Genomic DNA, 26,924 nt, shown 5'->3' with positions numbered 1-26,924 from the left:
AAATCAAGTGCCGCAGAAGGTGCGGTACGGTCGTCCAGATGGCACAGGCAGCTCGCAGTACTCCGCTTGCTCGGAGGAATGCTCGAAGGGGTTGGCAAGAGCTTTCAGCAGCCGCTGCATCACATTCAAATCTTCATGGTGCACGGCAGCTTCAAGCGCTTCCTCCACCCGATGATTGCGGGGAATCAGCGCAGGATTGCTGCTGCGCATTAGCTGCTGCGAGGATTCAAGGGATTCCTCCTGCCTAACGCGTCTCTCCTGCCACCGTTCATGCCAACGGGTAAATTCAGAGGAACCGAACAAAGCGTTGTCCTCCTGCTTATCAAAAGTTAACGCCAGAAACGTATTGGTATAATCCGCCTGGTGCTGCTCCATCAGGCGGAGCAGGTCATCCACAAGCGACTGGTCCTGCTCTTCTTCATTATACAATCCCAGCTTTGCCCTCATTCCCGAGAGCCAGTTCCGCTGAAACAGCTCGTGGTAATTTGCGATCTCGTCCTCGGCCAGGCGGATCGCCTGCTTCTGCTCGTCATGCAGGAGCGGCAGCAAGGTTTCCGCAAATCTGGCCAAATTCCAGGCGCCGATATGAGGCTGGTTACCATAGGCATAACGCCCCTGAACATCGATGGAGCTGAAGACCGTGCTTGGGTTGTACACATCCATAAATGCACATGGACCATAATCAATCGTTTCCCCGCTAAGAGCCATGTTGTCCGTGTTCATCACTCCGTGTATAAAGCCGACGAGCTGCCATTTCGCGATCAGCGCAGCCTGCCGGCGGATGACTTCTCGTAACAGAACCAGATAGCGGTTATCACCTAAATCAGCATGAAGAAAATGTCTCCGCAGTGTATAATCTGCCAATGCCTGCAGGTCCTCTTTCGTTCCCCACCCTGCTGCATATTGGAAGGTGCCGACACGCAAATGGCTGGCAGCGATACGCGTCAGAACAGCACCCGGCAGCTCCGTTTCACGCAGGATCGTTTCTCCCGTTTCAGCTACCGCAAGACTGCGGGTAGTAGGAATTCCAAGTCCATGCATCGCTTCGCTGATGATGTATTCACGCAGCATCGGACCAAGCGCGGCCCGGCCGTCCCCGCCGCGGGAATAAGGCGTTCGCCCCGCACCTTTCAGCTGAATGTCGTAGCGCTGTTCATCAGGGGTTATTTGCTCACCGAGCAGCAGCGCCCGCCCGTCACCCAGCATCGTAAAATTTCCAAATTGATGTCCTGCATAAGCCTGGGCAATAGGCAAAGCCCCTGCGGGCATAACGTTCCCGGCAAATATCGCTGCCCCCTCATCATTTTGCAAAGCTTGAGCATGCAGCCCAAGAGACTCTGCCAAGGAATGATTAAATGCTATAAGCTTGGGGGAGCGCACGGGAGTGGGTTGAAGTCTGCTGTAGAATAATTGGGGGAGATCTGCATAACTGTTATCGAAATTCCAGCCTGCTTTCTGGATTGCTTTGTTCTCCATCATACCAGCACCTATTTTCATTAAATTTTCGCCGCTTATTTTTTACTTTCTTTCGTGTATTATACCCTAACTCCATTTTTCTGCTCCAAACTATTTTTTAAGAACCTGCAAGTGAATTGCTCATAATGCCAGCATAAAAGGTCAAGAACAGCGGACAGTTCGCTCGGCTCTTGACCTTTTGTCAAAATGCAATATATAGTTCTTTCTTTCGTTATTCGGCCATCGCCGCGATATCATCGGAGGAAGGACCATAAAGCCCGGGCACCGGCTGATCAAGCAGCCGCCTAATTTTTCATGCAAACGACGACTTTTCCTTTCACACGCCCCTCCCCAATATCACGAAGCGCCTGGGATGCGTCGCTTAACGGATACTGCCGATCAATAACCGGCTGGACTTGCCCTGATTCGACAAGCTCCTTCCAAACCATTTGATCCCCGTGGTTCGGCCTATGTATGAGCAACGCTATTTTCTTCCTTTCAAACTGAGCAACTAACGGAGCTGCCAACAGAGCCAGGAGAATGCGAGGCATAGAGCCGCCGACCATGACATAGGTACCACCTAACTTTAATGCGCGCTTCAAAGCGAAAATGGAACGATTTCCGACTACATCGAGGATCAAGTCGTATTTTAGCCCCCTCACTGTGAAGTCCTCTATCGTATAATCCAACACATGATCAGCCCCTATTGAACGCAGCATATCTAGCTTCTCAGCACGATCAACACCGGTCACTTCTGCCCCGTACAATTTTGCATATTGAATCGCAAATGTCCCAACCCCGCCACCGGCTCCATTAATAAGAACACGCTGCCCCTTTTGCAGATTTCCTTTATCGCGCAGACCCTGTAAAGCTAGAACGGCCGCTTGGGGAATAGCCGCCGCCTGCGCGAAGCTAAGCCCGGTTGGCTTTGGTGTCAAAGCATCCTCACTTGCACATACATACTCCGCAAATCCACCCCAGCCACAGCCGGAAAGATCCCCGAACACTTCGTCCCCCGGTCTGAATCGTTTGGCAGCCGATCCAACCGCGATTACCCGCCCTGCGATGTCCGCACCAAGAATCCGATAACGTGGTTGGCGGATCCCTCCAAGGCGGTTAATGTAAGGTTTCCCACGGAGAAGATCCCAATCCCAGGAATTAACCGATGTCGCATGGATCTCGACCAACACTTCATGCTCTTTCGGCGCAGGGATATCCACCTCTTCTATTCGGAGAACTTCTAGCGTTCCATAGGAATCATATACCATTGCAGTCATCGTGTTGGTGTCGTGTTTGCCGAGTAAGCCTGTATCGTTCACATTTTCTCCCATGGTCATTCTCCATTCAGGCTTATGTGGATATACTGTATTATCTTCAAAAAAGTCATTCAACTCATCTGAAATAGATGGTTTTCATTTAATTTCAACGAGATCTAATGATTGTCTCCATTATTGTCCATATCCAGCTCTTTTGTAATATCTGAAATTGTGTGACTGGCAGTCGCTCTACATCAGTTTCGATTTTGAGTCAAATCCAGTCAAAGACAGATCAAGATGGGTTGTCCTGTATATTCTTCAAAAATTTACAAAGTTTGCTGATCCATCTTCCAGACAATTAAGGTCAACATAATGTATGAAAACCTTCGATTACAACTTGAACAGCTTGAGCGCCCGCTTAATAACTTCCGTAGTCACCCAACCGCTTGACCCTGCCAGCAGGGCATTATGTAGCACCACCAGCCACAGGTTATAAATCAGCGATCCCAATCCGATCTCGAGCAGAATAAACTTTTTAATTGAAGACATCTCTACTACATACACCTGAAAAGGACTTTCAGACGCCGGTTTCATACTCCACCCCGCAAATCGCTTTTTGTTAAGAAAGATATATACATTGTCAGGCTTGCCCTATTCATAACTTTTTCATCCTTTGAGCAAGGATATTTTCCTTCGTCCGCCCCCAATTGAACAAGCGTGTCACCATCTGCAGTTCTCACCGGCGCCGGAACCTTAAAGCTCAAGGGCTGGTGCTGAAGCGCCTCCAATACGGCGTGCTCAAACCGGATTTTCTCATGGTCTTTATGGGTTTCATAGATCCGAAATATGCCCTTGTACCGATTGCCTTCTACAAAAAAAGTTGTATTATTCCAGCCTCCTGGACGCTTTTCCAGCCTTCCGCTATAAGCGGGCCAGTAACGTCTGATCAGTTCATTAATCATTCTGGTCCCCTTCAAAGAAATTCACGTCAATAGACTAACACTCTGCGAACTGACGAAAAAAATCAAGCCGCTTGGCAACGGCTTGATTCTTAAATTGATGTGCATCTTAATTACCGGCTTTCAAGTGCTTGATAAAAAACTGCTTCACTACTTCCATCGTATGCGGCTGCACAAAGCCGATATGCCCTGCCCCTCTGATTTTGTACATTGTCGCATCAATACCCGCATGCCGCAAGGCCTTGAAAAATGCAACGCTTCTATTCTAGCGTTTGTTTGTTTCCATTCCGCATACAAGTTGTAACCAAATTGAAAAATGTGGAATGCTTCGAACAGGAACTATCCTCCATTCACAATGCAAATAGACATCTTCATCAGAAGATGCCTATGAGATCAGCAGTATAATGCGCCTTGCTTTTCTCCGGACAGAATAGATTATAGGTGCTGGTTAACCTTTATCAGTAATTTCTTGAGTGTCTGCTGCTCCTCTTCTGTTAAAGGTTGGACAATATCGTCCTCCACCTTTTGAAAGGACTCATTAAAGGCTTCAATTAATTCAATGCCTTTGGGTAAAACATAAATGTTTTTTTGCCGTTCATTATTGGCCGGAATTTTGCGCTCAATAAATCCCTTTTTTTCAAGGCCCTGCAGCATACTTGTTATGCTGGCGCCGCGCAGATGAAAACGATCGGCCAGGTCCTTTTGAATTAAAGCCTTATCCTGATTCTCATGAATATAGCTGATTACTTTGCCCTGATGAGCATTTAACCCCAGCTCTTTGATACTGTCATCCGCTCTTTTCTTCAGCTTGAGGCCGATCACCTGCATCAAATCCAATAACGGTGTATCCTTTCGATCCATCTTTTGGGTCCTCCTATATACAAAGAAATAATTAGATATCTAACTGTTAACAAAACAACTATACAAAGAGTTCGCTTACCTGTCAATGCGCCTGTGCTTGGGCTATGCTTGAATGAAATTGAGTCATTCATAGAAATATATATAAAAATTCAGTTTGTTGACAGTTAGTTTTCTAACTGTTAGTATTTAATCAATCCAAAGATGAAACAGGAGGACAACGTTATGACAAACGAAAAGCAAATTCTTTCATCGGAAAAGATTACGGCTATTACAAATGCTCATATTTTTGACGGGGAAAATGTGATCAGTGCAAGAACTATTGTCATCAAAGGGGAAAAAATTATTGCAGTTGGGGGAGAAATTCCGGCAGACGCCACAGTGATCGACGCAAAAAATGCAACATTGCTGCCTGGCTTGATTGATGCGCATGTTCATACTTCCATTGGCGGATTACGGGATGCAGTAAAATTCGGTGTAACGACGGAACTCGAAATGAATGGTGATTTTACGAAGAGAGGCCGTGAGATACAGCTGGTAAATTTGCATGATATCGCAGACGTGCGTTCTGCCGGTACGGCGGTCACCGCTCCTGGCGGTCATCCGGATGAGCTGCTGCCCGATGATGGTGAAATCCCTGAATTTATAATGAAGGAACTGGAGAAGCTGTCAGAGGAAGAACGGGAGGCAATGCTGGCCGCTTATGCACATGATCACGCAGAAGTGCCGCAGGTTACAACGATTGAAGAAGCAATCAAACACGTGCACGCCCAAGTGGGGAATGGCGCTGACTATATTAAAATCATGATTGAAGAAGGAACGGTCATGGCTGCACCTGGATTGCCTTTACTAAGTGACGATATTTTAAAAGCAGCCGTGGACGAAGCCCACAAGTTTAATAAACAGGTCATTGCCCACGTATTGACCGCCCGCTCCTCGCAAACCGCTATCGATCTTTGCGTGGACGGTTTGGGGCACCTGTTTATGGATCGGCCCGACTCAACATCTGAGCTGGTAAAATCCATTGCAGATGCTGGCGTTTTCGTGATACCATGCCTGGTATTAAATGCATCCATCATTGGAAATTCGGCATCGGAATTAGCTGATGATCCGCGCGTGTATTCCAAATTAAGTCCGGAATGGATCGATATCCTGAACTCCAGCTTCAGCACCTTCCCGCAAGGAAATTTGGAGAACAGTTTTAAAAACGTGATGGATTTGCACCATGCCGGGGTCGATATTCTGGTCGGTACGGATGTTTCTCCGGTTCCCGTACCGCAGCTTGGCGGTCTTGCCCACGGTGCCAGCGTTCATCATGAAATGCAATTGCTGGTTAAGGCAGGCTTCACTCCGCTGGAAGCACTGCGGGCGGCTACCTCCACAACAGCCCGCCGCTTTCATCTTCATGACCGCGGCCGCATTGCCGAAGGTGCACGTGCTGACCTCGTGCTGGTCGATGGCGACCCGACAACCAAGATTTCGGATAGCTTGTCCATTCAAGCCGTATGGCTCAAAGGCGTTCAGCAACCGATTAGCTAAATGTTGAAAAAAGGGAAAAGGGATCACGTCCCCCTTCCCTTTTTTACGAATTGAACCGAACCATTAAGGCTGAGTCGTCACAGGAACGGCTTCTCCAAAGTATTCCTCCAGTGTGATTCCCTTAGCGCTGATCTCTTGGGCAAGCTCAACGCCTACATAGCGGATGTGCCACGGTTCGTATTTGTAACCGGTAATGCTTTCTTTACCTTCCGGATAGCGGATAATAAATCCGTAATCGGGCGCATGGGCAGCGAGCCATTCCGCTTCCGGCGTGCCCGCAAAGCAGGACTCTGCCGCACACTTTCCAGCACTGCCCGATACATCGATGGCCAGTCCGGTTTGATGCTCGCTTGTTCCCGGATAGGCGCTGTAGGTTTTGGCTTTTTCTTCACCGTCTTTGGCGGCATATTGATTAAAAATAACCTTCTGTCTTGCTTCCGAACGATAGCCGGACACCCCTGCGAGATAGATTCCGTCCTTCTTGGCGGCATTGAACATCGTCTCAAGCGCTTGAGCGGCTTCTTTGCGCAGCATCCGTTTCTCGATCTTTTCTTTGAAAATAAAGCGGACATTCGGATAAACTAAACCAGCGGGGATGTAATTTTCCGGGAGTCTGATCTGTTTATTCACCAGCACGGTCACCACATCCGGATCGGCAACCACAGGCAGGGAGTCGCTATCCGGGCTGTCCGGCTTGTTGGTTTCCCCCTCTGAGGCAGGTGTCGTTTCCGCTTTCGCTCCCTCCTGCTGGGACCTGCCTGTCTTGTTGGTATTGGCTTCGTGAGACTGAAGGGTTTGGCCCTTGTCGCACGCCGGCAGCAGAATTGCTAATCCCACACAGACAAGCAGCAGCCCCACATAAAACATTCCATTTCTTTTCAACACGTATGTACCCCCGATCTACATCCTACATTGTATCCTTTTTATGCGAAAACCGCAAAAAGATAGACGGCTTCTGATGATCAGAAACCGCCTCTGTATCTAAAAGCTATTTTTAAAAAACGGATTATACCCGCTGCCCTTCCCGGATGGCATCGCTCCCGGGACGCCGTCGGCCTCCAAGAGCGGACGAATGATCAGTTTTACCGGCCATTCCTCCTGCTCAAAAAGCGCCTTGTGCAGCCTGCTCCGGTCCGCCTCCGGAATATCGATGGTATTTAAAGCTTCCCTTAATTTCGCTTCGGTTATCTTCCAAAAGATGCTTTCCGGAATCCTATAAGCCTCGGACAAGGCTTCCATAATCGAAGCCAGGTTGACCTGTGTGCCAAGCGTTTGGACGTAGAAAATCAATTTTTCCAGTGTTTCATTGTACAAGCTGTTGGAATACCCCGGTCTGATATGATACCCCGGATCCGCGATCCCGTGCCTGTCCAAATACGGCTGATGCAGCCGCACCGAATCATGGTCCCGGAACAGCAGGCCGGCAATCCTGTTATCCTTTAACACAAGGCAGCAATTCTGCCCGTGGATCTCCGGTACAATGCCCACTTTAAACAATCTCATGACAATATCGTAAAATACTGCTGAAAGCTCTGTATAAAATGCGAGCACTTCTGCTTTGGAAGGTGTTCCTCCCAGAATGGTGCTGAGAAAATGATGATTCCCGGCCAGTACCACACCCAATGAGGACATGGGTATGATTTTATATCCTTCCTGCAAAACTTCGTGCGGATAAATTCTTACCTGTGCTGCCAAATGGCGAGGATGATCATCGAATAACCCCATCGATTCAGGCATATACCCCCACCAATGCTGTTCTTCGCATAAAAATACTCGCCCCGCGAGCGTTTCGTCACAGGTGATGGCCTGGCGGAACATCCGCTCACCGGCCAAGCCGTTCAGCAGCTTTACAACAGGAAGATACCTGGCAGCGCCGAGCGATTTCACGCTTAGCGGAAGCTTTAACATTCGGGTTGATGCAGTCACCGCCGTTAAAGAGCGCACCGAGGAGGTTGCCAGAAATTCGCCTGCCTGTGCCTCCAATATCACAACAGTTTTACCCGCGATCTCCGCCTGATAGTTGGGCTGAATGATATTTTCCAGCTGCCATGGATGCACGGGGATGATCGTGTACTGTTCCCTCGGTATTCCTTTCTCCCCCAATTCAGTTTCAATGGCCGCTCTTTCCCGTTCGTTCAACACATCAAGCGCTTCTATCCGGCCTTCCGGGCATCCTTTAACAATGGAATCATTGTTTATTGCCACCCACCGCAAGCCAATTGGATTGGAAAATTCCGCCATATACTGCTGATAATCCTCCGCGGAGAGACCTGCCTTTGCTTTCGCAAGCGGATGAAACGGCCTGTCACGCAGCGAGGCAATCCGCTCTCCTGTCACATACCAGTCATAAGATGTCTCGGGTACAGAAGCAAACTGGTCCGCCAACCGCTCCAGGCTCAGGTTCAGCTGCTGAACAGCCACCTTCAAGCCATCCAAAAATTCCTGCACCCCTGGATGCGCATAAGCCTCTGGGGATAATGAGCTGTGCAGCACGATTTGGGCCAGCTCGCTCGGTGTGTTCAGTTCAACCCATTCTTGATTTTTATCGTGATATATAGGAGAATCCGGTACCCACTGAACTCCCTGCCTGCAGCTTTCCTCAAGTAGAAAGCAGATTTCACCGGTATATACCAGAGCGTCTTTATACCCGGGATAAAGCTGCCGGACATTGGCGGGCACTGCTGAGAGCGGTGTTACAGAGGTTCCGTTTATGTTAAAAAATCGCTCCGCGATGAACGCATCCAGCAAGTCCTTCATAATCCGCTGTTCAGCCGTTTTGCTCTGAACCTGAGCCGTGGCATGCTGCCTCATTGATATTCCCCTCCCGTAATATAATAAAATTCCGGATGCGGGTGTCCCAGGAAATCATGGTGAGAAATCGTCCAGCAATAGGCGCCCGATTTTTCAAAAATCAGCACATCCCCCACACGCAAGCTTTCCACTTCGGCATCTGTATGAAGCCGGTCCTTGGGCGTACACAGCTCGCCAACGACCGTTACCTTCCCTTGCCTGATTTCCGGCCTTGGAAACGGGTACGGCCAGCTTTCAACAGGAACAACATAAAAAGGATGATTATGCCCCCATGAGGCAGGCAATCGGTTATGGTGTGTACCGCCTCTGATCACAGCAAAATTTTGTCCCTGTGACGGCTTGATATCTACAACCTCTGCAGCGTAGTATCCGTGATCGGCGACAATCACCCTTCCCGGCTCAAAATAGAGCTGTACATCCTCCAAGCCTGACGGAAATTCAGTTTGTACTAGCAAGCTGGTAAATCGCTGCCAGTCAAAACCCGGCGTATCATCATAGGAGACCCCGATCCCGCCGCCTGCGTTGATGACTTTAATGTCTAAATCGTATTTGCTTTTCCATTCCGCCGCCTTTTGCAGGTAATAGTGAACCATGTCTGCATGCACATCCGGCTGCAGGTTGTTGGATAAGGAATGAAAGTGAAAACCACTGAAGTGAACATGAGTATTATCTGCCCCTTCCAGCAGGGAAATAGCCTCTCCAATGAACAGCTCATCCAACCCAAACGGGCTCGGACGGCCACCCATCTGAATCTTCGTCTGCGGCAATGTATCCGTCCTCAGATTAATGCGCAGCAGCACATGCGTATCCTTTTTCCGCTCCCTCGCCAGCAGGATCAGCTTTCTTAATTCCAGCAGGCTTTCCACATGGATATAGGACACATTATGGCTGAGTGCCAGCTCAAGCTCATAATCTTTCTTCCCCGGTCCTCCGAATAAAACCGGAACCGTTTCGGATACCCCTCTCACCTTAAGCAGTTCACCGGCCGACGCTACTTCAAACCCTGTTACGAGCGGCAGTAAAGCTTCTATAATTCTTGCATCAGGATTGGCCTTGATCGCATAAAACAGACCTGCTTGTGCAGGCATCACGCTTAACATGTTGCTGACATGCTGCCTGATGCCATCAAGATCATAAATATATGCACAGATCGGCTCGCTGCTTCTTTCCCGCAGTTCGTGGATCAAATTTACAACCTTCTCTTTCATGCTTCCCCTCCGGCAGTCCCTCGATATTCAATCAGCTTTTGTCTGTAGGCTCTGAACGCTGTGTTCCGGTCATCTCCCAGCACAAAAATACCAATACCTTTTGCCGCCCACTTTTTATGACCGTCTATACTTCTTGAAACGGCGGCATATGGGACATTCGAGCGTCCCGCTGCTTCAAACAGGTACGCCAAATTTCTTTGTACCTCCGGATGCTCCGTTTTCCACGGCACCTGCAGCGACTGGGACAAATCTGCCGCCCCCTCCAGCACAAAGCTGATTTGCGGTACTGACAAAATCGCTTCGCTTTGCCGAATGCCTTCCGCGCTTTCGATCATCGGCACGATCATAATTTCTTCATTTGCCGCTGCTATATATTCGTTTAACGGATATTTCCCGAATACACCTGGCCGGCCGCTGTTCAGACTTCTTCCGCCAATGGGATGGTAGTAAGCAAAGTGAACAGCCTCTTCCACCTGTTCCTTGCGTTCCACATGTGGAATGACAATTCCCTGGGCGCCGCAGTCCAGCACCTTCAGGATTTCAATCCGGTCCACCCTGGATATGCGCACAAGCGGTGTAATCTCCAGCAGCTCTGCGGCCCGGACCAGTTCTTCGACCGTTTCCATATTGGTTGACGCATGCTCAAAATCAATAATGACAAAGTCATACTCCGCATGGCCGATTAGCTCAACCACAATCGGGTGAGGTATCGACACGAACAAACCGTAGACCGCTTCGCTTCGGTTTATTTTTTCCTTCAGTCTGTTTTTTCTCATGACAGCAGATCCTTTGCCAATCGCAAAGCATTTTTCACATTCCGGAAATACAGCTCCCCGTCTCCATAAATCCGTCTCTTGGTCATTTCTTCTACAAGCACAGCCTCTGAAAATAAATCAAACATCTCGTATCGCTCCTGATACTCCGGGTGCTCCTGCTGGTAGTCTAGAATCGTTTGTGCGCACATCTGCCAAAACTCATGCTCACTTAACCCAAACTTCTCAAGCGCAAAGCAGATTTCACTCATGCAGATGAAGAAAAAAGCATCAAAGGTATAATCTCTTACTTCCGACACCGATTCCGTCTGGAGAAATGAATATCGATTAAACTTGCGATGAGTTTCCGGCTCGGGGTGCAATTTCGGCGCCCAGTCCGGCTTCAGCAGCTTGTCTGGCGTATAGCGAACGCCATCATGCAGGTCTTTGATGATGATTCTTTTTGGAAAATTATTTTCAACCACCAATATGATATTTTGGGCGTGAGATTCAAGCGCAATACCGTGGGCATACAGCAGGTGAATGATCGGCAGTGTCACTGTACGGATCAGCTCCTTGCTCCATGCAACGATTCCATATTGATCGATTGCTTCTTCAATGAAAGGCTCCCCGTTTCTCTGGGTATAAAACAGTGCGTTCAAGGGCCATGCTTCTTCATTAGCTTCAAGACAGGTCGAGATATTCTCACGGTATATGGCACCGAGCGTGCCATAAGCCAACCGATATTGCACTGGCGGCAGCTTATCATATTGAAAAGATATTCCCATGACCTCTCTTAAAATTTGAAATCCTTCCCGCTGCAGCAGTGGGTCATGCTGAATGATTTTGTGCAGCCAGCTGCTGATGAGCGGCGCATTTTGCGTTGTGTGATGAGCCAGGATGCGGCTTGTTGAAGTATTCGTGATGCTCAGCGCGAGTTTAATGTAGCTGGCTTGGGCATTGCCGCGATGGGATAAGGAACGGATCGATTGCTGTGCCCTGTAAGCACTGCTCGAAGCTCCAAGATCAACAATATCCTGATCCGTCCATTGCTGAACGAAGAGAGATTGAATCCGGTGCCCCAACTGCCACGGATGAACAGGCAGAAAAACATACTGTTTATCCTTGCTGCCCCGCTCCTGCACAATTTGCTTGAACAGGGTCATTTCGTCTTCCGTAAGATGCTGAGAGTAAATTTCATCCAGGGACGTTTCTGTAGAAACGGCAACATCAGCCAGTTCCCTGTTTACCGCGATCCACCGGATATGTACGTTTTGGTTAAACTCGGGACCGTAGGCCAGGTTGTCTGCAAGAGAGAAGCCGATCCGGGATTTGTAGCTTGGATGATAAGGGTGCCCGTCCGTCATATGGCTTTCCAATGCTTCATAATGTCTGTCTTCCCCGGGAATTCGCTCTGCCTGCAGCTCCTTTGACTGCTTGTCCTTCACCAGGGTTTCCAGCAGCTCCTGAATAAACTGATTCACTAACAGTCCGTCCAGCTTATTCTGAATGACTTCTTCGAGAAAAGTATAAATATTGCGGCAGGCATCTCCTTCTCTCCGGATGGAGCCCGGCTTGATTTTAATTCTGCCGAAAGACCACTTCTCGTCTGCCTGGCACGAATACCGGACACTGCCTCCGTCTGCCCCTTTCCCTGTAAAGATCCACTCTTTTCCAGATTTATCGACATCCATAATCCCTTCATATATAAAGGCTTCCAGCGTTTGGCGCATAATTCTTTCACTTACATCTTCCAGGCACGAGGCCTCCCTGTTATGCAAGCTGCTTATCGTCTGCATTCGTTTCACTCCCTATATGCTTCATTACGTTGGCTACTGGAATATAAGACGGTTTTTCACTATTGCCTGCAAGACAGCTCATCAGGTTCTTTTTCGCATCAAAGACATCGGCATTCAGCAAATAATGCACAAACTCGTTCTCCTGCCTCGCATTTTCTTTCATCAGCGCTTCCCGGACCAGCTTCCAGTAACGCTCCTCCGGAGCCCGCACGCCGTATGCTATCGCATGGATCAGGGAGCCTAGATGATTGACAAAAAAATAGTAAGCCGTTCGTGCCCAAGCCTCTTCCTTCGCATAGAACAGAGGTCCATTCTTCTCCTCGTCCGTGCCAGCCTTCTCCCTGTCCACGCTGACTCCCTCCAGATCGCGGATGATAAAGGTATGTGGCAGTCCATCCTTGATCGTTAATAAAGCATTTTGCAAGTGAGCCTCAAAATGAATGCCTTCCTGCTCGGCTATACGAACGATGGGCAGCAAGGAAATTTGCAGATAACGTCTGAACCACTCGTTGATATCCTGACTGCCGATTAGTGTAAACAACCGCGGCCGCCCGCCTGCCAGGGGCACTTCTACGAGGCTGGACAGGACATATGTGGACGATTCATCGAAATCGACGGCACGGTAAGCCAGCGTAAATAATTTGGTAATTTCATCATCAGCGAACCGGCACGTGCAGACGCCTGTCTCATAAGCGATGCGGGTATTCGGCTCCTGTGCAAAACAGCTTTTTCTTAATAAATAATTTGCCGCATCCATCGTTCTGCGCATTTGCTCCCGGTCGTTATTCCGCAGCAGATTTGTAATCTGTATATTCAGCGAGAGCTTGATGTTGCATTGCAGCTCAGGGATATACACGGTTCGCACCGAAGAGGTCGGATAGACCATAGGTCCAAAGCTTCCGAGCGGAATAAGCTTATCCTGGTCTATATACTCTTGCACAGCCTGAACGGTCTGAACATGCTCATACTGCCAGGGATGAACGGGCAGTATGGAATAGCTGCCACCTTTTTCCTCAAGTATGCTCTGGACCTGCTCATCCACGTGTTCATAAAAATCAAATCGCCGCGCTTCCGCCACCCATTCTTCTGCAAAGACATCCTCCCGCACGGCAAAATAGCACAATTGAAACGAGGTGTGCAGCTCCGGACAATAGGTCATTACTTCCTGTTCGCTAAACCCCCTCGTATTCTTCGGGAAAGGATGAAACGGATGGCCATAAATCAGCGATTGCTCGGATGACAAGTAATCCTGTACCTCTTGGCCAGCGGCATGCTTCAGAAACAGAGCCAGCTTATGATAGCTGTTCTCTGCTTTGGCAGCGAAAACAGCGGACCGTTCAGCCGTAATGGACGGGTCATGCTGCTTCAGCTCTTGGATAATCCAACGGACCAAATCAGCATAATGCAGCGCTTTTCCTTCATCCACATAAAAACTTTCATATTCATGCTCTCCCGCTGCTGAGAAGAAAGACAATCTTCCACAGATTTGAACGCCGCTTGCAGGAAAGCGAAGCTTGAACGTACCTTCCCCGGGGTTGATGGAGATCGTCTCAGGATGCTCTTGACAAAATTCCCGGATATAACAGTTCAACAATACCTTGCACTGATGGAAATTGGCCTTGATTTCAGACTGCAGATTGTCTTCTGTTTCCAACATCGATAGCTACCTTCTTCCTTTTCACAACTAGAACAAGCGGCAATGTCGCCAGCATCAGAATGCCTAAAGCGAAGCACTCTTCTTTCAAGGCAAGCCATTTCGCAAGCTCGGCAGTCTCTCCCGCGGATGCTATCGCTTGCCAGCGGACTTCGTAATAAACGGCCAGCAGCATGACCGCAAATGAGGATGCCAAACGCTCGATCGTACTGGATAACACGGAGCCTTCATGCAAGTCCTCCTCCGGCAATGAGTTAAGCCCGACCGTGGTTATCGTTAAACTGGACAAGCCATTTCCCATTCCTCTGGTCGCCATCATAAGGGCCATGACGAAAAAGGATACCTGCTGAGAAAAAAAGGCGAACACCAGCACCGAACCTGCAATGAGCACAATGCCATATGCAATAAAATTTAATGATCTGCCTTTATCAACAAAGCTGCCCCCGATCCAGGAGAACATGCTTGTAAATATGGCTGCCGGAATAAATATGGCTCCTGTCATGGCAGGAGAGAAATGAAACACCTCCTGCAGCAGCAGCGGCAGCACAAAAATGACACCAAACATGACGGAATCCTGTATGGCGGAAATAAGCACCGTCATGGCATAAACGGGATTCCCCTGCAGCAGCCGGTAGCGGATTAGCGGCTCGGTTCTCCCATTCTCTTTTTGTATAAAACGGACTCCCGCAGCCGTCCCCAGCAGCATCAGTGTTACTGGCAGCCATAGTGAAACAGCCTTCACCGAAATAAGATGAATTCCCAGACTCATAGCAAAAATGCTAAAGAGCATAAGAACCACCCCTTCGGGGTAAAACGTTTTGCGGCGGACTGGCTGGTAGGATGCAATTTGCGTACAGCACAAAATCAGGGAACAAAGGGCAAAGGGGACATTGATCCAGAACAAAAATTTGATTTCCCCGAATTCCATAACCAATCCGCCCAGGGTTGGACCGATGGCCGGAGCGACCATCAGCAGCATCCCCCATAATCCGGTGATTCTGCCGCGCATTTCATGACCGTAATGATCAAACAGCAGCACCAGCGACAAAGGAATCATCAGTCCGGCGGCGGCACCATGCATGAGGCGTACCAGCAATACCACCTCAATATGCTTATAAAACAGCCCGCCCATAATAGAGAACACGCAGTATACGGCAAGCCCCATGATATAGGCTCTCTTTCTGCCGATCCGGTCCACGATGAGCGAGGTCAAAGGCATGGTCATCGTCATTGCCAGCATGTACAGGGTAATCATCCATCCGCCAAGCGCCGCCGAGATATCATAGATCCGCACAAACTCGGGCAGCAAAACATTAAAAGCGCTGTTCGTCAAAACCAATAAAAAAGCGCCGCTCGTTATAGCCAATAAAATAATATGTTTGTTTGCTTTTTCAGCCTTCATCCTGTTAATCACAGCATGCCTATCGCTTCTTCTACAGATTTCTCAAATATATACAGCACTTCCGTAGCCTCATGCTCAGTAACCGTAAGTGGCGGCAGGAAGCGCATCACGGCGGAGTGGCGGCCGCCCACTTCAATAATCAGCCCGTTTTTAAAGCATCGCTCCTGCACAAGGGAAGCCAGCTTTCCAAATGGCGGGTAATGGCCGAGCTGATCTTTTGGGCCTGCTGGATTGACCATTTCCACACCGATCATGAGCCCTCTTCCGCGCACATCGCCAATTTCCACGTATTTGGTTTTAAGTCCATTCAGATAAGCGAAAAACTGCCTGCTGCGCTGCTCCACATTTTCAAGCACACGGTTGCTCTTCATGTACTTTAAGGTTGCCAAGCCTGTAGCCATGGCCAGCTGATTGCCACGGAATGTGCCCGTATGCGCTCCCGGATTCCATTGATCCAGCTCCTGCTTGTAAATCACAACAGACATGGGCAAGCCTCCCCCGATGGCTTTGGAGCTAATCATGACATCCGGAACAATTTCCGCATGCTCGAAAGAGAACATTTTGCCCGTGCGGCCAATACCGGTTTGCACTTCATCGATGATTAACGGAATTCCCCTCTCGGCAGTGATACGTCTTATTTCTCGCAGCCATTCAATATCCGCGGGGATGGAGCCGCCTTCCCCTTGCACGGTCTCCAGAATCATACCGCATGGAGCAGCGATTCCGCTTTCGCAGTCATCCAATACATTTTCGATATATCTGGCGCTGATTCTGGCCGTCTCTCCCCGGCCAATGCCGAAAGGGCAGCGGTATTCATAAGGGAATGGCAGGAAGTGTACATCAGGCAGCAGACTTTGCAGATGCTGCTTCTTGTCCAGATTGCCGCTCATGGACATGGTAGCCTGTGTCGAGCCATGATAGCCGCCCTGGAAGGCCAGTATGGATTTTCCTCCGGTTGCGTTCTTCACCAATTTGATGGCGGCTTCCACGGCATCCGCACCTGTCGGGCCGCAAAACTGAATTTTAGCCGTATCTCGTAAGCCTTCAGGAAGTATGGAGAAAATCTCCTGCATAAATTCGATCTTTAAGGGAGTTGCCAAATCGAGCGTATGCAAAGGGATCTGCTTGTCCAAAACGTCCTCAATAGCCCTGATCACGACTTGATGGTTATGTCCGAGCGCCAGCGTGCCTGCTCCTGACAGGCAGTCATAATATTGTCTGCCTTCAACGTCCGTCACCACCATTCCCTTCGCTTTGCTGATCACGAGCGGGAAATGGCGCGGATAGGACCTGGCATTGGACTCTTTTTCGTTCTGCATTTGCAAGTATGCATTCTCGACATTTACCGGAATCATGATTCCTACACTTCCTTTTTCAGTAGTCTGGCGAATAGTTCCCCTATAAGGCGGATGAGATCAGATGCCGTGCATTATTCCTTAAACAGATACCGCAGGTAAGCCCCCGCCACGTCTCTGGACTTCCCCCGGAACGGGAAGACATGGTCAGTCAGATCAGGTAAAGCGTTAACCTCAAGGATTCCTTCAGACTCCGGATTTAACGGCAGGCTTATATCCACGCAACGAAAATCAATGCCGGCCACGTCGATATTTAATGCCTGTGCAGCCCGCACAGCCATTTCGGCATTCGTCTCACAAATCTCCTCCGTACGGTCAATGACGATTTCTGTAATTTCATCCGCCGTTTCAATATCGCTGCTATAGAACAGCTGTACACGTTCCTTTTTCTCCAAAATATTCCAAAGTGTCCTGCCTTGACTTGCAAGGTTCTTGAGCAGGCGTTCGGAGTCTTTTCTTATCACTTTCAAGGTTCCGAGTTCCCTTGCGCCATGACGTCCAAGCCGCTCTTCATTAAGGCTATCTATTAGCTGCCCGATCGTGGAATTACCGTCACCTTCGACAAACGCCGGTCGATACTCCAGCACACCTGCCACCTCACCATCGATCACCAGCACCCGGCAGTCATAACCTGAGATGTGTTTCTGCACAATGACCAGCTCGCTATGTAATCTTGCGGTATGGATGGCATCTATAAGGTCAGCTTTCTTTTCGATGCCTGCGGTCACCCCGATGCTGCGGCTGGCATCCAGCGGTTTTACAACTACTTTTTTATTTCTGTTCAGAAAATCTGTCAGCTCACCGCTCATTTGGGATACTGTCATATATTCCGGCACCGGCAGACCTCTGCTTTGTAATAAAAGACTGCAAGCATCCTTGTTTCTGACGAGCAATCCGGCGATTAGCGGCAGCCGATCAGAGCGGGTTTTATTGATGATCAGCTCTTTATCTTTATATTTCAGTGTTAAAAAATCCTCACAGCCCGGGATAAGCAGCCTGCCTTCGATCCCCATTTCTTTTGCCTTAATAAGAATCAGCCTGTTTTGCATGTTATGAATGCTATTTACGCTCAATAAAAACTCCCCTCTATTGATTTGATGACAGGGCAGGATCGCCCAAAAAATCACTTCTTCTATAAATTTTGTAAGTCATATGCTGGTAATCTCAGCATAAATGATAATGATTATCATTGTCAATATCTGTGAACAGATTGTGCTTATTTTTGTTGAAACCTGTGGAAAATGCGTGAATGATAAGGCCTGAAGAGCGGAAGGTGGATAGGGTGGCATAACGGCCACCCGTATGGTTAAATGGATTATTCTTTTCTTAAGGGGCAAGTTGTGCAGTAGTCGTGGTCCTCGGAAACTTTATAGAGCAGACAGCATGTTTTACGCTTGCGCTTGGGGATATTTGAGGAGTTGATAATCTTTTCAGGATTGTTGAATCTGGTCAGAGGATTGTACTCCTCTCCGAACAAGTGTGCCTGCGCTTCATACAGCAAATAATGAAAATCAGCCCGGATTTGCAGCTTCTGCTCCTCCGCAGCCTCTTCCACCATCCGCTGCTCATATAACCAATAGAGGGAAATCGCCATGTTTTCCCACAAAGTAGAGACAGGAATCCTGGCGGCTTTGGAAATTGAACGCCACACCTTGGCTATATTGTCAGCAAAGATGCTGCTGATGACGCGATCACGCCACTCGTCCCGATGTGCTGCTGCTGGTTGCGTGACGTGCCGATCGTTCAGACTTACTTCAGGCAGCCAGGAGCTGCCTTGGAATACGGATTCCATATGGCAATTTTCAATCCCATAATTCATTCCTTTGTTAAACATGGTCATCGCATACAAACCGGATGCCATTGTCATATAGGCATACCGCTTGGAAAATTGTGATGCCGCGGCAGCAATGGCAGGAGTTTGAAAAATGGCTGCTGCCTGCTCCAAATAAACCCGGCACTTTTCCAAATCCAGCAGCTCCGCCGCCGGAACAGATAACGGGTTATCAGCCTGCCTGCCTGGGGACAGCCGATAATTTTCCGTTAATATTTGCAATTCTTCCGGACTAAAGTAACAAATTTGCACGTTCTGCATTGGTGATCTTCCTCCCTCTGCCATGCGGAACGCACGCAGGTGTCCCGAACAGCGGATCGACGGTAATTTCACAGCTCATGCCGAATACCGCCTGAACCATTTCACGTGTAATGATATCCTCGGGTTTACCCTGGACATAAACCTGCTTGTTATGGATCGCGACCATATGATGGGCATAACGGGCAGCCAGGTTTAAATCATGCAGCACCATCACAATGGTCCTCTGCTCTTGTTCGTTCAGCTCAAACAGCAAATCAAGAATTTCGACCTGATGGGCCAGATCCAAATAAGTTGTCGGTTCGTCCAGAAGCAGGATATCCGTCCCTTGGGCAAGAGTCATGGCAATCCAGGCTCTTTGCCGCTGGCCGCCGGAGAGGGCATCGACAGGCCTGTCCGCAAATTGCTTGATTTTCGTAGCCTCCATTGCCCTGTCCACCATGCGCTCATCTTCCTCCGACCATTGTTGAAGCCAGTTTTGATGCGGATATCTTCCCTGCTTCACCAATTGCAGTACGGTTAATCCTTCAGGGGCAATGGGTCCTTGGGGTAAAATGGCGATATTTCTGGCAACCTCTTTGGTCGGTGACTTGGCAATCGCTTTTCCGTCAAGCAGCACCGCCCCTTTTTGCGGTTTTAACAACCGTGCCAACGAACGAAGCAAGGTGGACTTTCCACACCCGTTGCTTCCGACGAAGACGGTGATTTCCCCTTCGGGAATTTGCAAATGAAGCTCATCTATAATCGGGCTGCTCCCGTAGGACAGCGTTAATGCTTGGGTTTCCAGTAAAGGCATTTGTTCATCCCCTTTGTTCACTGATGACGGTTGCGGAAGAGCAGATATATAAAAAACGGCGCTCCGATGCCTGATACAAAAATGCCTGCCGGAAGATCCGATGGCAGAAAGGCCGTTCTGGCCACTACGTCCGCCAATAACACGATCATGCCTCCGATCAACGCCGATACAGGCACAAGGCTGCCAAATGAGCGGCCAACCAGCTTTCTGGATATATGAGGAGCAAGCAGGCCAACAAAGCTGATGCCTCCGGCATAGGCAACCGCCGATCCCGCCAAGGCAACACTGATAAATAAAAGCGCAAACCGATGCAGCTGCACCTTCACCCCTAAACCGGCCGCCACGTGATCTCCCATTTCCTGAGCATTGGCCGTTCTTGCAAAAAACAGAGAAAATGGGATGAACACCAGCACCCAGGGCAGCATCGCATAGACATCATCCCATTTTGCGCCGTATACACTGCCGGTTAACCACAAATAAGCCTGGGTAGTGGATACCGTGTCGCCAAGCACCATCATCATGGTGGTCATGGCACTCATGGCGGCTGCCATCCCAATTCCTATAAGTACGAGCCGGATGGGTGTAACTCCGCTTTTCCAAGCCAAAAGATAGATAAGTGCTGAAATGCACGCAGCCCCGGCAATCGCAGCCACCGGCAGCCAATCGATACTGAAAGTGCCGGCGAAGTAAGTAATAAATATGACCGCCGCCACAGATGCTCCCCCGGTCACACCGATAATATCCGGTGAACCAAGCGGGTTTCTGATCATTCCCTGCAAAATAAGTCCGGACACGCCCAACGCAGCTCCAACCAGCATCGCCAGCATCATGCGCGGCAGCCGCAACGTATCAATGATATATGTATAGTCTTCATTCCCCGCACCGAGTAAATGCCTGATGACCTCAAGCGGCGAAATCAGGGTGCTTCCAACCGATAAACCGGCCACAAGAAAAACTGTCAGCAGAACTAGCAGTATCAAAAGCACGACGATCGTTCTCTTCTCGACCAAAAAAGATAATTTCCCTGCTCTGGTGCGCAGTGTAATATATTTGTTCATTCTCTGGAGAACCCCCTGCGTGCGATATAGATAAAGAAAGGGGTTCCGATCAGTGCGGTCATCACACCAATAGGCACCTCCTGCGGCATGATGATGAATCTTGCAGCAACATCCGCGAGCAGCAGCAGGCTGGCGCCCAGGATTGCACAATACGGAATAATCCAGCGGTAATCGATTCCGACAAGTCCGCGGACAATGTGCGGAACAATCAAACCGATGAATGCGATAGAACCGCCAACCGCAACGGAGCCTCCAGCGAGAACAATGATAACCACCGCCATTAAAGCCTTAACTACCACAGTCCGCTGTCCCAGACCTTTCGCAATGTCATCCCCCGATGTCAGGATGTTCACCGGCTGCCCCAACAGGAATGCAACAATCCATCCCCCGATCATGAACGGCAGAATAGGCAGCAGCATATCCACTGACCGGCCTGCAACAGATCCTGCCAGCCAGAATAACGCCCCTTCCAAATTTTGCTCGCTGATCACCAATAAAGCCTGTGATAAAGAAACGAATAAAGCGTTAATAGCCGCTCCGGCCAGCACAATCTTGATGGGAGACAAGCCGTCCCTGCCAAGCGAGCCCAGAAAATAGACCATAACGGCTGCAATGCCTGCACCGATAAATGCCACCCACATATAATCCGTTAATGAAGACACCGAAAAAAATGAGAGCGCCAGCACAACAAAAAAAACGGCGCCGGAATTGAGGCCAAACACACTTGGCGAGGCGAGCGGATTTCTCGTCAAAGCCTGCATAAGCGCCCCCGCAACCGCGAGGCTTGTGCCAACCACGGTTGCGATGACGGCGCGGGATAATCTGGATGTCGTCAAAATGATATGTTCAGTGGACTGGTCATCAAAATGCAGAAATGCTTCTATAGCAGTCTTCAGTGGAATGGATGTTTGACCAAACACAATGCTTGCAGCAAAAGAGACGATAAAGATGCACAAACCAAAAATTAAGCCCGCATATTTAGCAGTTCGGCTGGAAAGTAAATGCGTCATGACTATTTATCTAATCCAAAGTGTGCATAGAGCTGGTCAAGCATCAGATTTGCGGCAAGCGGGCCTCCGCCCATATTCCAGGCCACTTCATCAATCTGGAACACTTGACCGGCTTTCACCGAGTCGAGATTTTTCCAAAGCGGATGCTTCGTCCACTCCTCATAATTTTTTTGCACGGCTCCTTCATTGCCAGGATCCGACAGGAATACGAAATTAACATCGGCATTCATGCTTGGGATGCTTTCCTTATCCGTCAGCCTGATCACGACCGTTCCTTTATCAGCTTCCTGCTGCAAATATTCAGAGCGTACAAAACCAAGCTCATTGAGAATATCTCCGGCAAAACCGGTTACATAAATCCGGGCATGGTCTGCTCTAAAGTTCAGGACAGATGCTTCAATGGGCCACTTGTCTCCAAGCTTGGCGCTGATTTTGCCTTTAAAATCGGACACTCTCGCATCCCATTGCGCCAGAATATTCTTCGCCTCTTCTTCCTTGTTCAGCGCTTGCCCCATGATGTCAACAGTCTCCTTGAATTGATACAACGTTTCAAGAGTGACGGTAGGTGCGATTTGAGATAGCTGTTCATAGATTTCTTCGTGGCGCGTTTTGGACGCTATAATCAGATCCGGCTTCAGCTTCGCAATTTCCTCCAGGTTCGGCTGCGTTTCTTCGCCTACAACAGCAACCCCGTCGAGATCATCGCGAATGTATGTATAAAACGGCTGCTCCAGCCAGGACTCCACAGCTCCTACCGGCTTGACTCCCAAGGCGATGGCAGCATCTGTAGCTCCCTGATATAAAGTCACGATTCTCTGTGGTGTGCCCTTAATCTCGGTTTTGCCCATGGCATGCTCAATGACCCGGACATCCCCCTGATCCGCAGGCTGTCCTGCCGCTGCTGTTTGGCCTGTTTCAGAGGTGGTGCCTGTCGCTTCATTCCCCCCGCAGCCTGCAAGAACAAATATAATCATCAATATTGCAGCCAGCATGAAAATGCTTTTTTTCGCCTTCAACAATGTCCCCTCTTCCTTTCTCTCTGTTCAAATATGACTGAAAATGGTATTGATATTGATTATCATTACCATCAATGTTCAGTTAACCACACCCTTCTGACATTGTCAATAAAATCCTATGTTAACGCGTCATTTTTGGTTGCGCTTTCTTTTTTTCGGAGATGTTATGCTGGTACTTAAAAATTTAAATGTTGTGAGTGTAATCACAAATTTGTCCTTAGTTTTGAAATACAATCATTTTATTAATAAAAATTTCAATTAAGGAGGCTTCTTATTATGCTGACTGCGGAACAACGAAAAATCGTCAAATCAACCGCCCCTGTGCTGGAAGAACACGGAACCACAATTACTAAGGTTTTTTATCGGAACCTGTTTGAAGCTCATCCGGAGCTTTTGAATATTTTCAACCATGCGAACCAGGCAAAAGGCCGCCAACAGACCGCGCTCGCTAACGCTGTATATGCAGCCGCCGTTCATATCGATAATCTTGAAAATATCCTCCCTGCCGTCGTGCAGATTGCACATAAACATGTGAGCCTCGGTATCAAGCCTGAGCATTACCCGATTGTAGGTGAACATCTGCTGAAGGCGATCAAGGAAGTGCTTGGGGACGCTGCTACCGCAGAAATTCTTGACGCCTGGAAGGAAGCCTATGGCGTTATTGCTGCTGCTTTTATCGGAGTCGAGTCAAAAATGTATCAAGAAGCAAGAGAGCAGGAAAATGGATGGAATTTCTTCAAGCCGTTCACTGTAGCCCGGAAGGTGAAGGAAAGCGAAAATATCATGTCATTCTATCTGAAGCCGGCAGACGGATTAAGCGTGCCTGCATATCGGCCCGGACAGTATATTTCCGTCCGTGTTAAGATTCCGGGCGAGAAATATATGATGATCCGTCAATACAGCTTGTCCCAGGCACCAAACCCGGACGAGTTCCGTATTTCCGTGAAACGGGAAGCGGACAATGATCCTAACGGAGTTGTCTCCGTGTATCTGCATACACAGGTCAATGAAGGTGACTCAGTTGAAGTGAGTCCGCCTGCCGGCGAATTTGTGCTCGACACAACGAAAACAACTCCGGTTGCCTTCATCTCGGGTGGAGTCGGTATTACGCCAATGATGAGCATGTTCGAGACTGTCTCCAATTTGACACCTGACCGTCCGACGGTATTCCTGCATGCCGCCCGGAATGAAGAGCTCGCCGCCTTCCAGCGCGATATTGAGGAAAAAGCCGCGGGAATGAGCAATGTCAAGTACAATACCTTTTATTCCAGTCAGCCGGATGGCTTTATCAATCGTGCCGTGCTGGAAGAGTATGTCGATATTACGGGCGACGCTTATGTATGCGGACCGGTGTCTTTCATGGAAAGTATCATTCGTGAGCTGCGGGCCATGGGAATGGGTGAAGAGCGTATTCACTATGAATTTTTTGGTCCTGCCATGCAGTTGGCCAACGCCTGATTTCATTATTTCCTAAATAATAGTATTCAGCAATGTTCCGCGACCGGACTTTCTCCGGTAAGAAAATGCATGCCTCAAGGCACGCCAAAAAGCAACGAAGAGCACTGTCGAATTGTCGACAGTGCTAATACGAACTGTTGATCCTCCTTAGCGGCACCAATTGCGGTGATACTACGGGCGATTCACAAAGTTAGAGTACTACTTTCTCTTCTGTGACCATGACACCGACAGAACTGAAGTCGATGAACTTCTTTTCGTCGGGTTGAACTTTTTGCAGGTAGTTGTCCGACGCGAAGAACGCATCATGGTCGGCCCAACTGTCGAACCAGATTTCAGTAAGCCCATCATACGCGGGCTGGGGATAGCCCTCGGCTGCAACCGGATGAGACACCACATATTTTCGAACATACTTCTTGGCCTCCGGGATCGAGATAAATAGGGGGGCGTGGTTAAATCGATGATATTCTACGAACTTATCAACACTCATCCCCTCGATCCGATTAATCATGTAGACGAACTTTATCATGTCGTGTTCCACCTTTCTATATTAGCGGCTGAGAGTTGAACTCTCAAAACTGGACAATGACTGAGTAACAGATCTAAACCTGACTTCATTGTCAGTTTTCAATGATCAACTTCTCCTGCCAAAAAATAGTTCAAAACCATCAGGTCTCCATTCATTCAAATTAATTATTATATTTCTAAAAATATAGAATAATTGACCAAAAAAATTTACGTTTTCAGATAGGGGGCCTATTAATTCGCCAATTCGCGATTCAGGTTTTTAGCGTTCCTCTACCTCCCCGTGTACATTCCGTTCGCCTAATTCTATATTTCTAAATTTATAAAAATATAGTACAGTATTTTTTCTTTATTGTAAATCTCCCATCCGAAAAAATTTTATGGTGCTGACACGCCGGATTGCAGCGGAACTTTACTAACTCGGCCCAATCCCGAAAAGGATGTAGTTACCTTTGTAGCTACTGGGTTCTGAGGAATTCGAATCCCCTCCTTGCGAGTTTGCCGATTTCATGCTGCGAAAGTTAAGGCTTGACAGTCAAGCCGCCCGTCGACCGTGGCAAGGCATGTGAACTCGCTGCCCGGAAGCCTTGCACGATTATCCCATTGGATCAGGTAAAGAAAAATAGAAAACCGGGAACCGAAAATATACTTTAAGGTGCGTTAAAGAAAATAACGGATCAAGTGAGGCATGAAAATGCCTGTTGTTACACTATTCAGGACCATCGAATGGGTCTATTATTTTTTTGATCGTGCCTTATGGAGAAGCAGATCGGTTCGAGATTATGAGGTGATCTTAGGAGAAAGCAAAGCGTTTAGGTGATGTGAAACCGACCGAGAGGGAGGGAGCGGAGCAAAGCCATGAAAAAATAAAAGACCCTGGCCCTCGTTGCTGCTTGAACCTGAATTCTTCCGATGTCCTCGTTCATGCTAACCCACACCGTTCAATCCACACCCATCATACTCGCTTTTCCTCGTTCAAGCCCTGTGATCAGGACGCAGCCGCAAGAAGCTGAACCGGTTGGCGCGCGATCAATCGGCGGTAAGGGATCGCCGGAATCGCCACGCCCATGTACAGCAACTTCTGCCACATTGGTTCTTCCGCTCCGGGCAGGCGCAATCGGCGGCGTCCAGTGTACTCGTTGAGGTATGCCTGCAGATGCTTCGTCCCTAAGGCTATATACGTACGCTTCAGCGATGTCCACGCCTCTCTCACCACTTTCCGCAAGGGTCTATACAGCCGAAAGGTTTGAGGGAACGACTGTACCGCCGATGCACGGACATCTACCTGTTCATGGATAAACGCAGCGAGTTCGAGTCGATTCGCTCCGTTCCCATCTCCCCTCATCTGCGGCACCAGATGGATTTTGACCCGCTCCGGCTCGCCCGACTCCGTGACCGTGCATCCCGCTACGACTGCCGAAGCATACGGATGAGGAAACTGTGGCCGGGCCGGATTACGCCCATACAGGTCGCTGTTCACCTTCACGTCTCCGCAGAGCAGCTCCCGGGCATCGAACTCCCCGATGGCATGGCGGATGCGGTGCAGCATCAGCCAGGCGGTCTTGTAGGTGACCTGGATCACCTGGCTCAGCCGCATCGCCGAGATGCCGTCGGGCAGCATGAACAACTCCAGCGCCTGGAACCACTTGGTCAGGGGGAGATGGGTTCGTTCAAAAATCGTGCCGACCAAAGCCGACGTTTGATGCGCACACCTGGTGCATTCGAACAAGGGAATGCGCCGGGAAGTCAGACGGCTGCAGCGGGTATGAGCGCAACGCGGGCAGACGAAGCCGTTCGGCCACTTCATCGCGATCAATGCCTCCATGCAGTCCTGCTCGTTGTGATAACGACTGCTAAAGGATTGAAGTTCCGTTTCCGCTTGGACTTCCATGTCTGCTCGCCCCCCGAATCAATGATACACGAACAT

Annotated in this window: 22 protein-coding genes and 1 pseudogene; 2 read left to right on the top strand and 21 right to left on the bottom strand. The window is 49.0% G+C overall.

The window, feature by feature from the left end; translation table 11 throughout:
• Positions 1-3 precede the first annotated feature (3 nt).
• From ACE5KN_RS04070 to ACE5KN_RS04050, 5 genes are all read right to left on the bottom strand, one after another.
• The gene (locus ACE5KN_RS04070; RefSeq protein ID WP_375528153.1) at positions 4-1,479 is read right to left on the bottom strand and encodes a protein adenylyltransferase SelO; all 1,476 of its coding nucleotides are present in this window, start codon (positions 1,477-1,479) and stop codon (positions 4-6) included.
• A 281-nt stretch (positions 1,480-1,760) separates the two neighbouring features.
• Complete coding sequence (locus ACE5KN_RS04065) at positions 1,761-2,846, bottom strand: NAD(P)-dependent alcohol dehydrogenase (protein ID WP_375533040.1); 1,086 nt, start codon at positions 2,844-2,846, stop codon at positions 1,761-1,763.
• Positions 2,847-3,101: 255 nt separating this feature from the next.
• On the bottom strand, positions 3,102-3,305 hold the full coding sequence (locus tag ACE5KN_RS04060) for a hypothetical protein (RefSeq protein WP_375533039.1): 204 nt from the start codon (positions 3,303-3,305) through the stop codon (positions 3,102-3,104).
• Entirely contained in the window at positions 3,302-3,673 is a 372-nt protein-coding gene (locus ACE5KN_RS04055) for a phosphotransferase (RefSeq protein WP_375528117.1), read from the bottom strand. Before ACE5KN_RS04055 ends, ACE5KN_RS04060 begins: the two co-directional genes overlap by 4 nt.
• Positions 3,674-4,105: 432 nt before the next feature.
• Positions 4,106-4,498 (bottom strand): MarR family winged helix-turn-helix transcriptional regulator, encoded by a 393-nt coding sequence (locus ACE5KN_RS04050; protein WP_375528152.1) that lies wholly within the window; start codon positions 4,496-4,498, stop codon positions 4,106-4,108.
• A gap of 255 nt (positions 4,499-4,753) precedes the next feature.
• On the opposite strand from ACE5KN_RS04050, the gene ACE5KN_RS04045 reads away from it, so the two are divergent.
• Positions 4,754-6,067, top strand: coding sequence for an amidohydrolase family protein (locus ACE5KN_RS04045; protein WP_375528116.1), 1,314 nt, complete (start codon positions 4,754-4,756; stop codon positions 6,065-6,067).
• Positions 6,068-6,130: 63 nt separating this feature from the next.
• Here ACE5KN_RS04045 and ACE5KN_RS04040 read toward each other — a convergent pair whose 3' ends face one another.
• The 14 genes from ACE5KN_RS04040 to ACE5KN_RS03975 form a co-directional block, all read right to left on the bottom strand.
• Positions 6,131-6,934, bottom strand: coding sequence for a M15 family metallopeptidase (locus ACE5KN_RS04040; protein ID WP_375528151.1), 804 nt, complete (start codon positions 6,932-6,934; stop codon positions 6,131-6,133).
• A 114-nt stretch (positions 6,935-7,048) separates the two neighbouring features.
• A complete protein-coding gene (locus ACE5KN_RS04035) occupies positions 7,049-8,878 on the bottom strand; it encodes an IucA/IucC family protein (RefSeq protein ID WP_375528115.1) in 1,830 nt (609 codons plus the stop codon).
• A complete protein-coding gene (locus tag ACE5KN_RS04030; RefSeq protein WP_375528114.1) occupies positions 8,875-10,086 on the bottom strand; it encodes a type III PLP-dependent enzyme in 1,212 nt (403 codons plus the stop codon). The genes ACE5KN_RS04035 and ACE5KN_RS04030 overlap by 4 nt, the downstream gene beginning before the upstream one ends.
• Positions 10,083-10,862 carry an HpcH/HpaI aldolase family protein gene (locus ACE5KN_RS04025; RefSeq protein WP_375528113.1) on the bottom strand — a complete coding sequence of 260 codons (780 nt, stop codon included), beginning with the start codon at positions 10,860-10,862 and terminating at the stop codon, positions 10,083-10,085. The genes ACE5KN_RS04030 and ACE5KN_RS04025 overlap by 4 nt, the downstream gene beginning before the upstream one ends.
• The gene (locus ACE5KN_RS04020) at positions 10,859-12,637 is read right to left on the bottom strand and encodes an IucA/IucC family protein (protein WP_375528112.1); all 1,779 of its coding nucleotides are present in this window, start codon (positions 12,635-12,637) and stop codon (positions 10,859-10,861) included. The genes ACE5KN_RS04025 and ACE5KN_RS04020 overlap by 4 nt, the downstream gene beginning before the upstream one ends.
• Positions 12,612-14,294: an IucA/IucC family protein gene (locus ACE5KN_RS04015; RefSeq protein ID WP_375528111.1), complete on the bottom strand. Its 1,683-nt coding sequence runs from the start codon at positions 14,292-14,294 to the stop codon at positions 12,612-12,614. The genes ACE5KN_RS04020 and ACE5KN_RS04015 overlap by 26 nt, the downstream gene beginning before the upstream one ends.
• The gene (locus tag ACE5KN_RS04010) at positions 14,263-15,693 is read right to left on the bottom strand and encodes an MFS transporter (protein ID WP_375533038.1); all 1,431 of its coding nucleotides are present in this window, start codon (positions 15,691-15,693) and stop codon (positions 14,263-14,265) included. The genes ACE5KN_RS04015 and ACE5KN_RS04010 overlap by 32 nt, the downstream gene beginning before the upstream one ends.
• A gap of 8 nt (positions 15,694-15,701) precedes the next feature.
• Complete coding sequence (locus ACE5KN_RS04005) at positions 15,702-17,048, bottom strand: diaminobutyrate--2-oxoglutarate transaminase (RefSeq protein WP_375528109.1); 1,347 nt, start codon at positions 17,046-17,048, stop codon at positions 15,702-15,704.
• Positions 17,049-17,122: 74 nt separating this feature from the next.
• Positions 17,123-18,121, bottom strand: a complete 999-nt coding sequence (locus tag ACE5KN_RS04000) for an ATP-grasp domain-containing protein (RefSeq protein WP_375528108.1) — start codon at positions 18,119-18,121, stop codon at positions 17,123-17,125.
• A gap of 242 nt (positions 18,122-18,363) precedes the next feature.
• Positions 18,364-19,140: a (2Fe-2S)-binding protein gene (locus ACE5KN_RS03995; RefSeq protein WP_375528107.1), complete on the bottom strand. Its 777-nt coding sequence runs from the start codon at positions 19,138-19,140 to the stop codon at positions 18,364-18,366.
• Entirely contained in the window at positions 19,112-19,933 is an 822-nt protein-coding gene (locus ACE5KN_RS03990) for an ABC transporter ATP-binding protein (protein ID WP_375528106.1), read from the bottom strand. Before ACE5KN_RS03990 ends, ACE5KN_RS03995 begins: the two co-directional genes overlap by 29 nt.
• Before the next feature lie 17 nt (positions 19,934-19,950).
• Complete coding sequence (locus ACE5KN_RS03985; protein WP_375528105.1) at positions 19,951-20,991, bottom strand: FecCD family ABC transporter permease; 1,041 nt, start codon at positions 20,989-20,991, stop codon at positions 19,951-19,953.
• Entirely contained in the window at positions 20,988-22,001 is a 1,014-nt protein-coding gene (locus tag ACE5KN_RS03980) for a FecCD family ABC transporter permease (protein WP_375528104.1), read from the bottom strand. Before ACE5KN_RS03980 ends, ACE5KN_RS03985 begins: the two co-directional genes overlap by 4 nt.
• A 2-nt stretch (positions 22,002-22,003) precedes the next feature.
• Complete coding sequence (locus ACE5KN_RS03975; protein ID WP_375533037.1) at positions 22,004-22,975, bottom strand: ABC transporter substrate-binding protein; 972 nt, start codon at positions 22,973-22,975, stop codon at positions 22,004-22,006.
• 306 nt (positions 22,976-23,281) lie between these two features.
• On the opposite strand from ACE5KN_RS03975, the pseudogene hmpA reads away from it, so the two are divergent.
• Positions 23,282-24,475 (top strand): annotated as a pseudogene (hmpA, locus tag ACE5KN_RS03970) (NO-inducible flavohemoprotein); the annotation flags it as partial.
• Positions 24,476-24,665: 190 nt separating this feature from the next.
• On the opposite strand, the gene ACE5KN_RS03965 reads toward hmpA, so the two are convergent.
• Together ACE5KN_RS03965 and ACE5KN_RS03960 are read right to left on the bottom strand one after the other, a co-directional pair.
• Positions 24,666-25,001 carry an EthD domain-containing protein gene (locus ACE5KN_RS03965; protein WP_375528103.1) on the bottom strand — a complete coding sequence of 112 codons (336 nt, stop codon included), beginning with the start codon at positions 24,999-25,001 and terminating at the stop codon, positions 24,666-24,668.
• A gap of 984 nt (positions 25,002-25,985) precedes the next feature.
• Positions 25,986-26,888: a transposase gene (locus tag ACE5KN_RS03960; protein ID WP_375533036.1), complete on the bottom strand. Its 903-nt coding sequence runs from the start codon at positions 26,886-26,888 to the stop codon at positions 25,986-25,988.
• Positions 26,889-26,924 lie beyond the last annotated feature (36 nt).

Source organism: Paenibacillus terreus (assembly GCF_042138595.1).
Taxonomy (GTDB): domain Bacteria; phylum Bacillota; class Bacilli; order Paenibacillales; family Paenibacillaceae; genus Paenibacillus; species Paenibacillus terreus.
The sequence above is the reverse complement of the archived record's forward strand: the minus strand, read 5'-3'. Positions and strand labels throughout refer to the sequence as shown.